The 13,859-nt window shown below is 40.9% G+C and carries 13 protein-coding genes and 1 riboswitch; of the genes, 3 read left to right on the top strand and 10 right to left on the bottom strand.

Annotation, left to right across the window (positions count from 1 at the left end; translation table 11 throughout):
• Positions 1-2: 2 nt before the first annotated feature.
• Positions 3-1,826 (bottom strand): TonB-dependent receptor plug domain-containing protein, encoded by a 1,824-nt coding sequence (locus CDW55_RS10980; RefSeq protein WP_088469811.1) that lies wholly within the window; start codon positions 1,824-1,826, stop codon positions 3-5.
• Positions 1,827-1,852: 26 nt separating this feature from the next.
• Positions 1,853-2,051, bottom strand: a riboswitch (cobalamin riboswitch).
• A gap of 3 nt (positions 2,052-2,054) precedes the next feature.
• Positions 2,055-4,124, bottom strand: coding sequence for a polyphosphate kinase 1 (ppk1, locus tag CDW55_RS10985; RefSeq protein WP_088469812.1), 2,070 nt, complete (start codon positions 4,122-4,124; stop codon positions 2,055-2,057).
• Positions 4,125-4,231: 107 nt separating this feature from the next.
• Between ppk1 and CDW55_RS10990 the strand changes: the two genes are divergently transcribed.
• Both CDW55_RS10990 and CDW55_RS12510 read left to right on the top strand, forming a co-directional pair.
• The gene (locus tag CDW55_RS10990; protein ID WP_088469813.1) at positions 4,232-4,828 is read left to right on the top strand and encodes a Crp/Fnr family transcriptional regulator; all 597 of its coding nucleotides are present in this window, start codon (positions 4,232-4,234) and stop codon (positions 4,826-4,828) included.
• Positions 4,828-6,042: a hypothetical protein gene (locus CDW55_RS12510; RefSeq protein ID WP_179285940.1), complete on the top strand. Its 1,215-nt coding sequence runs from the start codon at positions 4,828-4,830 to the stop codon at positions 6,040-6,042. Before CDW55_RS10990 ends, CDW55_RS12510 begins: the two co-directional genes overlap by 1 nt.
• 84 nt (positions 6,043-6,126) lie before the next feature.
• Here the strand turns inward: CDW55_RS12510 and CDW55_RS11000 are convergent, their stop codons facing one another.
• The 8 genes from CDW55_RS11000 to CDW55_RS11035 form a co-directional block, all read right to left on the bottom strand.
• Complete coding sequence (locus CDW55_RS11000) at positions 6,127-6,681, bottom strand: fasciclin domain-containing protein (RefSeq protein ID WP_088469814.1); 555 nt, start codon at positions 6,679-6,681, stop codon at positions 6,127-6,129.
• A gap of 121 nt (positions 6,682-6,802) precedes the next feature.
• A complete protein-coding gene (locus tag CDW55_RS11005) occupies positions 6,803-7,570 on the bottom strand; it encodes an ABC transporter permease subunit (protein WP_088469815.1) in 768 nt (255 codons plus the stop codon).
• The gene (locus CDW55_RS11010) at positions 7,567-8,280 is read right to left on the bottom strand and encodes an ABC transporter ATP-binding protein (protein WP_088469816.1); all 714 of its coding nucleotides are present in this window, start codon (positions 8,278-8,280) and stop codon (positions 7,567-7,569) included. Before CDW55_RS11010 ends, CDW55_RS11005 begins: the two co-directional genes overlap by 4 nt.
• A gap of 77 nt (positions 8,281-8,357) precedes the next feature.
• Positions 8,358-9,584 (bottom strand): nitrous oxide reductase family maturation protein NosD, encoded by a 1,227-nt coding sequence (locus tag CDW55_RS11015; RefSeq protein ID WP_088469817.1) that lies wholly within the window; start codon positions 9,582-9,584, stop codon positions 8,358-8,360.
• A 7-nt stretch (positions 9,585-9,591) separates the two neighbouring features.
• Positions 9,592-10,002: a nitrous oxide reductase accessory protein NosL gene (locus tag CDW55_RS11020; RefSeq protein ID WP_088469818.1), complete on the bottom strand. Its 411-nt coding sequence runs from the start codon at positions 10,000-10,002 to the stop codon at positions 9,592-9,594.
• Between the two features lie 36 nt (positions 10,003-10,038).
• Positions 10,039-10,632, bottom strand: coding sequence for a hypothetical protein (locus CDW55_RS11025; RefSeq protein ID WP_088469819.1), 594 nt, complete (start codon positions 10,630-10,632; stop codon positions 10,039-10,041).
• A 50-nt stretch (positions 10,633-10,682) separates the two neighbouring features.
• The gene (gene nosZ, locus CDW55_RS11030; RefSeq protein ID WP_088469820.1) at positions 10,683-12,683 is read right to left on the bottom strand and encodes a Sec-dependent nitrous-oxide reductase; all 2,001 of its coding nucleotides are present in this window, start codon (positions 12,681-12,683) and stop codon (positions 10,683-10,685) included.
• Positions 12,684-12,715: 32 nt separating this feature from the next.
• Positions 12,716-13,213: a c-type cytochrome gene (locus tag CDW55_RS11035; protein WP_088469821.1), complete on the bottom strand. Its 498-nt coding sequence runs from the start codon at positions 13,211-13,213 to the stop codon at positions 12,716-12,718.
• Between the two features lie 148 nt (positions 13,214-13,361).
• Here CDW55_RS11035 and CDW55_RS11040 point away from each other — a divergent pair, with 148 nt between their 5' ends.
• Positions 13,362-13,748 (top strand): c-type cytochrome, encoded by a 387-nt coding sequence (locus tag CDW55_RS11040; RefSeq protein WP_088469822.1) that lies wholly within the window; start codon positions 13,362-13,364, stop codon positions 13,746-13,748.
• The last annotated feature ends 111 nt before the right edge of the window (positions 13,749-13,859 follow it).

Genomic DNA, 13,859 nt, shown 5'->3' on the forward strand with positions numbered 1-13,859 from the left:
ATTTAAAAGTTAATCAGTAACTGAATGCTGTAATTTCTTTTAGGCATCGGATAATATGCTGAAGTTTCATATACCTGATCCCAGAGATTGTTGATTTTAATTCCCAGCTGCTGGTTTTTCAGAACACGGAAGTTCATTCCGGTATTCATTACAAAATAGGATGGGATGGCAGAAGATCTTTCTTCATCAGTGGTGGTGTAAGTGAGGCCGGTAAACATTGCCTGTGCATATAATTCGGCAGAACGATAGCGGTAACTTGCATTGCCGAAAACTTTATGTTTTGGTACGTACGTCATGAAATTCCCGGTTTCTTTATTGATCGCGTGGGTGAACACATATCCTACACTCATCTTTGCAGAATGTTGACCAAAGGTTTTCTTTAATTCAAGCTGAGACTCGAGGCCAAAAGATTCAACTTCTGAAGTGTTGACCGGAACCCAGTATCCGAGGGAACCCGGAACCCATTGGATCATATTTTTTATTCGCAGATAATAGGGAGACAGACTTAAGGAGAGATTTCTGTATTTGAAATTATTGCCGAGTTCAACCTGATGTGCAACTTCCGATTTCAAATCTGGGTTTCCGCCCGGTTGCCAGTATAAATCATTAAAAGAAGGATATCTGAAGTTTTTAGATAAATTGAAAATTAATGAATACCAATGGTTTACGGCGTGGCGGCCGGATAATGAAAATAAAATGGGAGTTTCCAGATTTTCAACGATATCTTTCTTTATTCCCGCCTCGAAATAATATTTTTGGTGAGGACTCCATCGCAATAATGCGGCAAAAGCACCGGCATTTCTTACGACATCCGTAATTCCGGATTGGTAACCTTTGCCTTTATTGAGCTGATAATCGGTAATGATATTCAGGGCAAAATCGTCATTAATGGAATAGTTGAAATCGTTTTTCAGCAAAGAAACTTCGCTTGTTCCGCCGCTGCTTTTAGGCTTTTCTATCATACTGAAATACTGAAATTCATCTTCCAGATAAGCCAGTCGTAAAATGTTCTGAATTTTTTTTGATTTAAAATTCCAGCTCAGCGTGCTTCGGAAGCTATCGGAAAGATATTTGGATCTGGAACCAAATTCTGTAGTGGGATAATGCTGTGAACCGCTAAAGTGCTGGGTCTGCCAGGCAAGGGTATTTCCCGAACCGATTTTATAAGCAACACCGAGATTGAAATTTTTATTTTGGTATTGTCCGTTGATGTTTTGATAATTTTTCTCCGGAACTTCGTAATAATTCTTGCTTTCTGAATAATTGCCGCTAAATTTCACACTTAGGATTTCATCGCTATAAGATGATTTCAGAAAGGTGTTAACTGTCTCATAAGAGCCATATTCCATAAAAAGAGACTGGCGGAAACCTTTGTTAAAAGTCAGTTCATTGTTTAGGTGAATTGTTCCGCCGATTGCCGCACTTCCGTAAATCACGCTTCCGCCACCAGATTTTATTTCTAACTGATCGTACCCGAGGAGATTCAGATTATTGATGTCGCCCTGACCTAAAAAAGGGGAATTCACATTAATCCCATTCCAGATGAAAGCAGTTTGCTGTGCGGTTGTTCCACGGAAAGAGGGCGAAGAAACCATTCCCCGGCCGTTTTCTTTAATATTAACGGGCGATTGAAAACGGAGAACCTCGGAAAGATTCGTGGTGTTTTTGAGTAAATCTTCTTCCTTGAGTTTTGATATTTTCTGAACTTTTCTCGAGTTATCCAATTGATTGTCAAATACAAAAACAGTATCTATGGCGTGCTCCTGTGCCAGTAAAAGTATAGAGCTGCAAAGCAGTATTGCTGAGAAAAGATATTTTTTATTCATATTTCAGGCTTTTCCTCCGAAAGCGTTTTTGTTGTTAAACTTTAGGCAAGGTCTCCTGACTTTCACATTGTTTCACCTTCCCGTTTCCAGTGGTTTTGTATTGAAACAATTTTTTTTATGTGATTTACAGTTGCGGGGACAGTTCACGGATTTCACGTGATTCCCTTTTCCAAAAGCAGAGCAAAGGTACATTTTTAATCCTGTACCTACAAGAATGAGAAGGTGGTGTTAGGATTTGGCCGATAAACTCTTGAGGTAATGATAGGTTTCCACCTGAGAGCGGATTTCTTTTGTGCCGGTTTTTACATACTCGTTGCGCAGTTTTTTATCCAGAATTCTGGCTTTTACGTTATCGCTGAGCTGAATATCGAGCATGTCTTTAATTTCTTTCTTTAAATTTTTCTGGGTGACTTTAGCCGCCGCTTCAATTCGGTAATCCAGGTTCCGCGTCATCCAGTCGGCCGAAGAAATATAAATATCTTCGTTTCCTTTGCTGTAAAAATACATGACTCTGGCGTGTTCCAGATATTCATCCACAATGCTGATGGCCTGAATTTTTTTCTTAAACTGTTTCTGGTTCACAGCACAGTAAATCCCACGAACGATCAGCCTACAGATAACTCCGGCATTTGCTGCCTCGTAAATCTTCTGAATCAGGGCGCGGTCGCTTAAAGAATTCACTTTAATAATCATTTCTGCATGACGGTTTGCCTTTGCTTCTTCAATCTCTTTGTCGATATGCTGCATTATTTTTTCGCGCATGAACTGAGGACAGAGCAGTAGATTTTTACAGGATTTCAGGGCGGGCAGAATGTCTTCTTTAGGTTTTCTCAATACATTGAAAACTTTGTTGATGTCGGCCATAATTCCGCGGTCCGAAGTCATCAGGAGATGGTCGCCGTATATTTTTGCCGTTTTTTCGTTGAAGTTTCCTGTGCTTACAAAGCCATACTGAACGGTTTTGTTGTGCGATCTTTTCTTGATGATGCAGAGTTTTGCGTGAACTTTTTTATTCGGAATTCCGAAGAGTACCTTTACCCCTTCCTGCTCCAGGATTTCTTTCCATTCCAGATTGCTTTCTTCGTCGAATCTTGCGCGAAGTTCCAGCATCACCGTAACTTCCTTGCCATTTCTTACTGCGTTGATGAGGGCATTCACGATTTTCGACTGGCTTGCCAATCGGTAGGCCGTGATCTGTATCGATTTTACTTCGGGATCCATCGCCGATTCGCGGAGTAAATCAATGACCGGCGTATACCGGTGATACGGAAAGGTGAGCAGAACATCGGTTTTCTGAATCACATCCGTAACTCTTTGTCCGATAAACATCGCGTGGTCAAAAGAATTGCGTTCCTCTGGTTTCCGGTACATTTTAAAAACATCGGGAAAGTCCATAAAATGCCGGAAGTTGTGTATTTTGCCGCCAGGAATTATACTGTCTTTTTTGCTTAAATGAAGTTTACGGATCAGAAATTCGAGCAGGGCTTTATCCATATCCTTATCGAAAACAAACCGCGTAGGCTTTCCTTTTCTTCGCGATTTAATGCCTTTCTCAATTTTTTCTGCAAGCGTGGTTTTGATATCGTTATCTAAATCGAATTCCGCATCTTTGGTTACTTTAAAGCAGTGCGCTTCAAAATCAGTATACCCGAAATAGGAGAAAATATGCGGAAGGTTATAAATAATTACATCTTCCAGAAGCATGACGTTTTTCTCCGCTTTATCCTCGGACGGCAGCAGCACAAAGCGTCCCACCGCCCGGGAAGGAATTTCAATAATGGCAAATTTGCTTTCGTACTGAAATTCTTTCTTTCTCATTGCCACGCCCAGATACAGTGATTTGTCGCGGAGATAGGGCATAGGCACATTTTCATGAAGTAAAATGGGAATCACGTTACTTTCAACCATCTCATCAAAATACTCCTTTACGAAACGTTCCTGCGCCGGGGAAAGGTTTTTTGCGCTGCGGATGAAAATTTTCTGTTCCGCCATTTCAATCTGGATTTTTTTCCAGGTTTTATCGAAATTCTGCTGCTGGTGGATTACAATTTCGTTAATCTGCTGCAGGATTTTTGTTGGGGCTTGATAGAAGGATTCTGTAATGAATTTATCTTTAAAATCCATAGCGCGCTTTAAACCAGCAACACGCACGCGGAAAAACTCATCAAGATTGTTTGAAAAGATGCCCAGAAAACGGATGCGCAGGTGAAGCGGAACGTTTCCGTCCATCGCTTCCTGCAAAACGCGCTCATTGAATGAAAGCCAGGTAACATCTCTCGGATTAAACTGATTCGCCATAAAACTTACTGTATTTTCCTCAAAAATAGGTAATTTTCGCTCACTTTTACCGGTCTTACCGTAGGCAGAATGATAAATTTTCGTTAAATTTGAGACAAACTTTGCCTATGTTTACACGAGAAATTTTGTTAAAAAACAAGGTTCCTGTCATTTATCTTAAAAAAAGGGACACCCTTTTCCGGGAGGATCAAATCGCAATCAATCTTTATTATCTGACTGAAGGTGAAGTAAAGATTTACAATACCGATTCTGACGGGAAAGAGTTCCTGATCAATAAAGTGAATGACCACCAGTTTCTCGGTGAACCGCCGTTTCTGCTTGCAGAACGATATCCCGCGAATGCAGTAATTGCAAGCGAAAGTGCTGAGGTTTTCAGTTTTAATCAGAGTCTTTTTAAAAAATTCATGCTAGATAATCCTGAGGTTCACTATGAGTTTACTAAGGAAATTGCCAAAAAAGCATATGAAAAAACCTTAAGATTAAAATCGATCGTACACCAGTGCCCACATGAAAGGATCATCAATTTTCTTAAAATCCACAAAAGAACCATGGGTATTGAACCCGGCGAAAAGACCATTATAGATGTGACCCGAAAAGAAATGGCTAACTCTACCGGACTGGCGATTGAAACGGTAATCCGAACGGTTAAAAAAATGGAACGAGAAGATAAAATACAACTCATTAACCATAAAATTTATTATTGATGCAGCGCACGTTCTGGCTTAAATTTTCCGTCTTCAATTTTTTTCTGGTGGCGCTTTTGGGTGTCATCATGCGTTATAAAATCCTTTATTCATTACCCTTCCTGGATCAGAAACATCTGCAGGAAGCCCATTCGCACTTCGCTTTTTATGGGTGGATTACCAACGTGCTGTATGTATTGATCATGCACTATATAAGTAAAGTGAATCCTTTGGTTAAGCTCAGAAAGTATGAATATTTAATCGTTATTAACCTTGCCGCATCTTTTGCAATGCTCGGTACGTTCATCTACGGCGGTTATTTCTGGGCGTCGATTGCAGCTTCTACAGCAGCGTTGCTTACCAGTTTTGTATTCTGTTATTTCTTCATCAGAGATTCCATGAAAATTCAGGATGCTTCAAAAATCTGGTTCCTTGCAGGATTGTTTTTTGCGGTGATTTCGTCGGCAGGCGTTTTCAACCTGGCCTACATGATGAGTTCTAAAAATATAAACCAGGATCTTTACCTGGCCTCAGAATATTACTTTCTGCATTTTCAGTATAACGGATTCTTTATATTTTCCTGCATCGGCCTCTTGCTCTATTCGATGAAAGAAGCCGGATCGCCTATTTCTGAAAAGAAAAATAAATTGCTGTTCTGGCTGATGTTTCTTGGCTGTTTCATCGGCGTAGGGCTTTCGGTTTTATGGATGAAGCTGCCGGCTGCCGTGTTTACTCTGATTGTTATAGCGACGCTGGGCCAAACTGCAGGGGCCGTAATGATTTATGATTTTGTAAAAAAAAGTTGGACGAATCTGGTGGTGAAATGGTCGCCGATGCACAGGTTTGTACTTCTTTTTGTGGGATTTGCATTTGCAGTGAAAATTGCGCTGCAGTTGGGCTCCAATATTCCTGCAGTAAACCAGTTTGCTTTCGGATTCCGTAATGTAGTGATCGCTTATCTGCATTTGGTGCTGCTGATGTGTATTGCAACATTTTTGGTGAACGAGATTCTGGCAACCAATTTCTTCACCATTTCCAAACCGCTGCTGTTGGGTCTTAAACTTTTTCTTTTGGGTATTTTCCTTAATGAATTTCTTCTGGGACTGATGGGCATTTTTTCGATAAAATATATTTCGATTCCTTATGCAAACCATTTCCTGCTGTACATTTCTTTACTTATTTTTATTGCGCTGCTCCTCATCTTTGTAAACTTAAAGACGAAAAAGCAGCATTAAAAACAGATACTTTTATTAATAAAAAATGGCTTTCAAAATATTTTTGAGAGCCATTTCTACAATTAAATTTAACAAACTCAGAATTTACTTTTCGGGCAGCAGTACTTCGTCAATCGCATACACAATACCGTTAGAAGCAGGAACTGTGGCTACAATTTTTGCTTTTCCGTTGATTACAGGCTTCCCGTCTACTATCGTTATCGTAATATTTTTTCCGTTTACCATTCCTAAACTTTGTCCGTCGGTCATATTTTCTTCTTTAATCACCCCAACATACGTATGATATCCAAGAACATCAGATAATGCATCAGCCTGATCTGGTTTCAAAAGACCGTCAACAGTGCCTGCCGGAAGTTTGTCGAAAGCAGAATTCAGTGGAGCGAATACTGTAAATGGACCTGCGTTGCTGAGAGATGTTGTGAGGTTTGCGGCTTTCACTGCGGTCACCAGAGTTGATAAATCCGGATTTTTTGCCGCCAACTGTACCACTGTTGGGTTGGAATCATCGTCCAGAACAGCTTCCTGTCCCTGTCCTACGGCTTCGGTCGTTGCAGCAGAATCTGTCGTGGTGGTTTCATTCTTCTTACACGACACCAGGGCAAAACCCACCAGGCCTAAAATGATAATCGATTTTTTCATTGCTTAATTTTTATTAAAAGTACGAACAAAAATGAACTGCGGGGTATGACTGTGGTCATATGCAAGTGTCTGTAATTGTGATATTTGTCACCAAAACGAAAAAGCGGTATTTAATAAATAATTAAAGGTCTTTTTTATTGAATTTTATCAAAGAAAGTACAAATGGAACCGTTGCCCAGATCATCAGAATCAGCATCGAGATTCCCATGCCGCCGCCTGATCCGAAAACTTTTTGAAAAACAGCTCCCGAGTAACCCAGCATCGCTGAAATATCCAGCTGAAGCAAAACGAAAATTCGCGAAAGCCCCACCGGATTGAGACCTGCAAGTGTGGCCATGATTCCTTCAATAGGATAATCGGCGAACTGGAACATCAGAACGAGCAGGATTCCGTCATAAATAATGCTGAAAAACATCCAGATGAAAATCGAGATTCCGATTCCCTTCGCTCGGTCGCGGCTGATAATGGCGGAAAGCATCGCAAATGAAGTAAAAATCACCGAGAGTAAAATACCGATGATAATAAGCGAAAATCCTGTTTCAATCGACGAATAGAGCAGAATCGGAATGCCGCATCCCAGCAGAAATGCCAGAACCAAAGCCGTGGAAAGTCCCAAAAAAATATTAAACCAAACCTTTACCCGCGGCACCGGCTGGCTCAGGAGCAGTTCGATAAACTGGCTGCTGTTGTAAACATAAATGGTCGAAAAAATAATGCTGACCAAAGGAACTACCAAAAGTACCACATTCAGCAAACTCAGTGTAGCTTTGGTATAATTGCTTTCGAGGCCGAGAACCGACCAGGAAATAATGAAAAGTAAAATGGTATAGAAAATTACAATCTTATTTTTTAAAATATCAAAAAGTATAAAGCGTGCGATCTTGTTCATTTTTTCATTTCTTTTAGGATGCTGATGATGGATTCTGATATTTTTTCTGATTTTCTTTCGGTCATCAGGTCGGTTACCGATTGCTGAACGATAATTTTGCCTTCATTCATAAAAACAATTTCGCTCACAATATCATCCAGCTCACTCAGAAGATGCGAGGTGATGATTATGAGTTTGCCTCTGTTTTTTTCTTTGATGATTTTATTTTTCAGGATTTCGGAAGCCAAAGGATCCAGTCCGGCTGTAGGTTCATCCAGGATAATGACTTTCGGATCGAACATAAATGCCAGTACGGCGCTCACTTTCTGTGTCGTACCTCCGGAAAGCGTACCCATTTTCTTGTCGTACATTTTTTCCAGTTCGAAGTTTTCCAGAAGTTCGGTATCGAGATGGGTTTCGGATATTTTCCGCGTATCCTTAATCATTCTGATGGTTTGTCCGATGCTCATGTTTTCCGGATAGCGGCCGATCTGTGGCATATAGCCGATGTCTTTGCGGTAAAGATAATCGTCCTTCACACTTTTTCCGTCCACCAGAATATCACCGGTCTCGATGACGTTGAGTCCTAAAATCGATTTAATCAATGTAGTTTTCCCGCAGCCGTTCGGGCCGATGAGCGCAATGGATTTACTGTTCGTAAAACTCAGATTCAGGTCATCCAGAGCGGTGAATTTGCCGAATTTCTTGGTTAAATTTTTTACTTCTATCATAATTCTATATTTGGAGGGAAGTGGGAAGCTCCAAACTTCCGACTTCAAACTGCGGACTTCAAACTTCGTATTTCATTTTATATTTCGACTTTCTTCATCAGCGGCTGCTCGTCCACAAAATTTTCAGGCGTAAGACTGGGAATTATTTTTTCAGTTTTATCGAGCAGATCCACAAAAAAGGTTTTAAAAAGTAACATAATCGATGGATTATTCTCTACCAGCACGGCATATAAACTCAAAGGATGAAAAGGCACGTCGCCCACTTTGTCTTTATCCATGTCATAACCTTCATATTTGTCCCAGAAATTCTTTTTAAAATCATTCATGGCCATAGTTCCGCTCGTGGATACATCAAAGGTGTTGTTGATAAAGTTATTGTTCATCACCCGGTTTTCCATACAGTTGGAATTGATTTTCATTGCCCAGCCGTTGTCCTCAAAATCATTTTTGAAAAGGTCGATTTTCGTGGCGCCATCGAGAAAGATGGCCGTTGTATTGTTCTGGAATCGGTTATGTTTTATTTTACTGAAACTGATGTCTTTCAACAGCAGGCCGTAGTTCGCGTCGCCCCAGTTGTTGATGAAATTATTACCCACCATTCCCACATTGTTGCTGTACATTACCGCCACACCTGCGTTATTGTTATCGAAGGTATTGCCCACATATACATCATCATTCGATGACATAAAGTGCAGGCCATACCTTAGATTTTTTTTAGAGTAGTTGCGGTAAATGTATGATTTAATAACTTTTTCGAGGTAAATGCCGTCTTTGTGACCCTCAATATAATTGTTTTTGATCCAGATTTCCTCGCTTACCCAGGCGTGGATTCCGTCACCAATTCCTTCCTGTGAAGTGGCCCGCGTAGATGTGATATTATTATTGCGGATCATGCAGCGGTAACCGCGTTGTATATAGATGCCGAAATAGTTGTTTTCGAAAATATTATTTTCAATGGTTGAGTAATGGCTGTTGTAAAGCCTCACTGCGCCGATGTTTTTAATTTCGTCTTCACCGGAATTGATGATTCGGAAGCCTTTCAGCAAGATATTGTTCGCGCGGAAAGAGAGGATTTCATACTTCATTTCCCCATCCAGAACCGGCCTGCCGATACCGATAAGTGATAAAGGATGCGTAATGCTGAGGTTGCCTTCTTTGTAAACCCCGCTTTCCACTAAAATACTGTCGCCACTTTTTGATGCGGCGACAGCTTGTTTAATGGTTTTAAACTGTTCGTTTTTTCCCACTTTCAGAATATTCGAAAATATGAGTACAGGAAAAAAAAGAAACATTAATCTGAACATGAATTCCTTATTTAATTAGACTTGCTCCCAGGCTTGCGGCAGCCTTCTGTGCAGCAGCCTTGTCCTGATAAGCCTGCGTATTTCCACCCATTGGCGATTTTATGCTGCCGCCTTTGATAAGGGTAGCTCTTGGTTTTTCCAGGAATTTACCGGAAGGGAAATCGATAACATAGGTCTTGGCGTTGGTTGCCTTATCAGGGTTTGAACTTTCGTACATGTTCATACACATGATGTCATCAAATTTATAGGCCCGCCCTTTCTCGGTAATAAGCTGGGTGGCATATTTCAGATCAGTAATGGTCATCCGGCAGTTATCGCACTGGTCTTTACCAAGGTTGAAGTCTTGCGGACCGCTTTTCTGGCAGGACATAATGGCCAAGACTGATGCGGCAAGAATAAGAGGTTTTGAGAAGTTCATAGTGTTTTGAATTAAATTTTATAGTTTCTTTCTGAACTAATTACGTTTGGGGTTTTTGGTTTTTCTGAACTCTATAAATGCTAAGATAGCCAAAATTAGTGCTACGCCAAACATAATTCCTCCGCCGATGTTGGGGTAAGAGTAAGCACCGAAGTTCAGTAACTGCTTAAATCCGATTAATGGTGGCTGATAAGACATCCCCGGAACTACAATTGCTGCGTTCGGATCCAGATTATGGCCGTAATCGTATTCCCAAAGCCAGAAATCGACCATAAATGCTATACCGAAGAACATAAACAGAACCGCAGTAATATAAAGCCAGGTTTTTTTGTTCAGCCATGCCGCAAGGAAGCACAAGATTGCAAAGAAGGAAAGTGCATAGGGAAGTATTTTGAACTCCCAGAAATCTTCGGGATGAATGGTTTTCATGCCGATATAGTGGTTCAGTCCGTTGATGATCTCATATTCTCCGGTAATTTTATTTGCCCAGAGATACATGGCTAAACCTTCAGGATATTGCGGTGCTTCAAGATATATGGACCATAGGGGTACAAAAATAGAAACCACAAGTGCAATCCCGCACACTACCAGTAAAACTCTTGTTAAATTATTTAAGGATTGAGTTTTCATTATTTTTAAAATTAAAAAAGGGCAGAAATATCTGCCCCTTATTTCTGAATTTATTTTGTTTCCCCTTCTTTTACAGGCCCCTGGGCATTATCCTTCTTATTATTCAGTGAATAGATAAGCGGCGTGTTGCTTCCGGCGGGTGATACTCTTACATATCCCTGCATTTCCTGGTGCAGTGCACTACAGAAGTCGGTACAATACATTGGGTACATGCCCGGTTTTTTCGGAACCCATTTCAGGGTGCAGGTTTCTCCCGGCATAATCAGCAGTTCGGCATTCTCGTTTCCTTTGATGGCGAAACCGTGAGGTACATCCCAGTCCTGCTCAAGATTGGTTACATGGAAGTAAACTTCATCCCCAACCCTGATGCCTTCAATATTATCCGGAGCAAAGTGAGAGCGGATAGAGGTCATGTAAACATGTACTTTATTTCCTTCTCTTACGACTTTACTTTCCGCTTCTCCTTTGGTTACATAAGGGTGCTTATTATCGGCAATTTTAAAGAATTTCACCTGATTTTTAGAAAGCATGTCGCCCGGTAATGCCTGTGCGTAGTGCGGTTCACCAAATGTTGGATAATCCAGCAGCAGTTTCATTTTATCGCCACTGATGTCGTAGAGCTGTGCAGACTGTGCCAGTTCCGGACCTGTAGGTAAATAACGGTCTTTGGTAATTTTGTTGTACGCTACAAGGTATTTCCCGAAAGGTTTCCCGGAATCACCGCCTGGGATCATTAAGTGTCCTACAGAGTAGAAAGTTGGTTGTCTGTCAAGAACCTTAAGGTCTTTTATATTCCATTTCACAACTTCAGAAGAAACGAACATCGAAGTGTAGGCATTTCCTTTTCCGTCGAACTCTGTGTGGAGTGGGCCTAAGCCTGGTTTCTGAACTTCACCGTGTAAAGCAGCTTCATATTTAATCACCTGTACGCCATCGTATTCTCCTGCAAAATTTTTGTCAGCAATCGCTTTAATCATTTTGTCGAAACTGAATACTGGAATAAGTGCAGCTAATTTACCGGAACCAATAATGTATTCACCAGTTGGGTCAACATCACATCCGTGTGGAGATTTAGGGCAAGGAATCATAAACATGGCATCTTTCATATCTTCAACAGAAAGTACAACCACTTCTTTTTTCATAGTAGAAGTTGCGCTGTGGGTACTCTCATCCCATTTATTGTGCGCATATTCTGTGGTTACTTTTCTTCCTTTTCCGGCTTTCACCAGTTCAGCAGCTTTTTTCCAGTTCACTGCCATAATGAAGTCTTTGTCGTTCTGCGAAGCATTTACCTCAAGTAAAGTATTTGCTTTCTCTGAGTTGTAGCAGGAGAAGAAGAACCAGTCGCCCGATTTTTTCTTACCGGCATGTGAAAGGTCAAAGTTGATCCCTGGAGCTTCAATCTGGAAAGAAAGATCCATACCGCCGGTTTGCTGATCGATTCCGATAAATGAAAGTACTCCTTTGAAGTTTTCTTTGAATGAATCAATCGGAACGTCGCCGTTGGCATCATCTGTAGGAACTGCAAAACGGGTTCCTGCAACTACATACTCTGTATTTTCCGTAAGGAATGGTGAAGAGTGATTCCCTGCAGAGTTTGGCAACTCCAGAATTTCAACAGTTTTGAATGTTTTTAAATCAATTCTTGCCACGCGCGGAGTATTGTTTGCGTTAGCAAAAAGCCATCTTCCGTCCACTTCCGCATTAGTCTGTGAAAGGGAAAGGTGGTGCTGGTCATCCCATGGAATAAAACCGTGAGAAGTTTCGAGCATTGGTTTGGTTTCTTCACTGTATCCGTATCCGTTTTCAGGATTTACAGAAAAAACAGGAAGTACCTTTAACAATCTTCCGCTTGGCAAGCCATATACGTTTACCTGCCCGTTGAAACCACCGCTCACGAAGTTGTAAAACTCATCGTACTTGCCGGGAGCAACGTAAACTTTTTGTGCAGCGTCGCCACTTACGGCGGTCTCAGTACCTTTTGGTTTGCAACCTGTCAGCGCTGTTATGGCAACAATGGCAGAGAGCCCCAATAATTTAAGACTTTTCATATATATTTGATTAAAATTTTTCTTCTCAGAAATTATTTTGCACCGTCAATCTCGCGCATATATTCCAGGAGTTCTCTTGCCTCGTTATCAGCAAGTCCCTGATTTGGCATTCTCACCAAACAAAGCTCAAGTTGTTTCTGTAATTCAGGGTCTACATCGATCATTGGATCCGGGTTGCTGATAAAGTTCATGATCCATTCAGGAGTTTGTCTTTGGGTAACGCCTTTCCAGCCTGGTCCTACCAATTTTTCTTCTGTTGGTTTGTGACATGAAGTACACTTCACCTCAGCGATTTTTTTGCCGGCAGCCGCCATTGCAGGGTCAAATTTGCTTACATCTACGTTTTCGTGTGGTCCTAAACCTCTTTTAGGATCGTACTCATTGGTTCCGGATGCAGCAGGAGCTTCTGTAGTAGTAGCTGTAGTTTCGGTGGTGGTTGCTGTAGGAATTGAATCTGTTTTTTTATCCCCTCCGCAGGAGAAAAGTGCCAAAGTGAGCACTGAAAGTGCCATTGTTTTAAGTGTGTACATAATTTAATTGTTTTTTGTTTACTCAAAAGTAGAAACATTTGCCCTCATGCGAGTATGATCCAAGTCATACGGTTTATATGACTTTTATCGTCAAATTTGTAGGAGATGTTTAAAGAATAAAAAATAATTTTGTTAAAAATTTAGCAATATGAAGAAATATGTAGTGATTTGTGTACTTGTTATGGCTGCTTCCTGCAGTAAAAAGCCGATTGATTCCGCGAAAGAAAGTAATGTAATGCTGGAAGAACCCACACTGAAGGTGGTAGACTCTGCAGCTGCCGGAAAACATGAAGGCCTGGCGCTTATCGAAGGAATGGATTGCCTTACCTGCCATAAAACTGATGCCCGATTGGTGGGACCGTCTTACCAGGAGATTGCAGATAAATATACTGATGCGGATATGGAGATGTTGGCCACCAAGATCATCGAAGGCGGAAAAGGGAACTGGGGTGAAATTCCTATGACCCCGCACGCAGGGATGAGCAAAGAAAATGCAAAGAAAATGGTTGAGTATATTTTGACTTTGAAGAAATAAGTCCTTTCAAATTTTACTTTTCCGTAAAAAAACTCCTTACAGTTATCATCCTTGTGAGGAGTTTTTTTATGATCCGAATCACCATAGCTTTATCACAGTAATCATAAATCC

The sequence above is a fragment of the Chryseobacterium sp. VAUSW3 genome (assembly GCF_002205795.1).
GTDB classification, from domain to species: domain Bacteria; phylum Bacteroidota; class Bacteroidia; order Flavobacteriales; family Weeksellaceae; genus Kaistella; species Kaistella yananensis.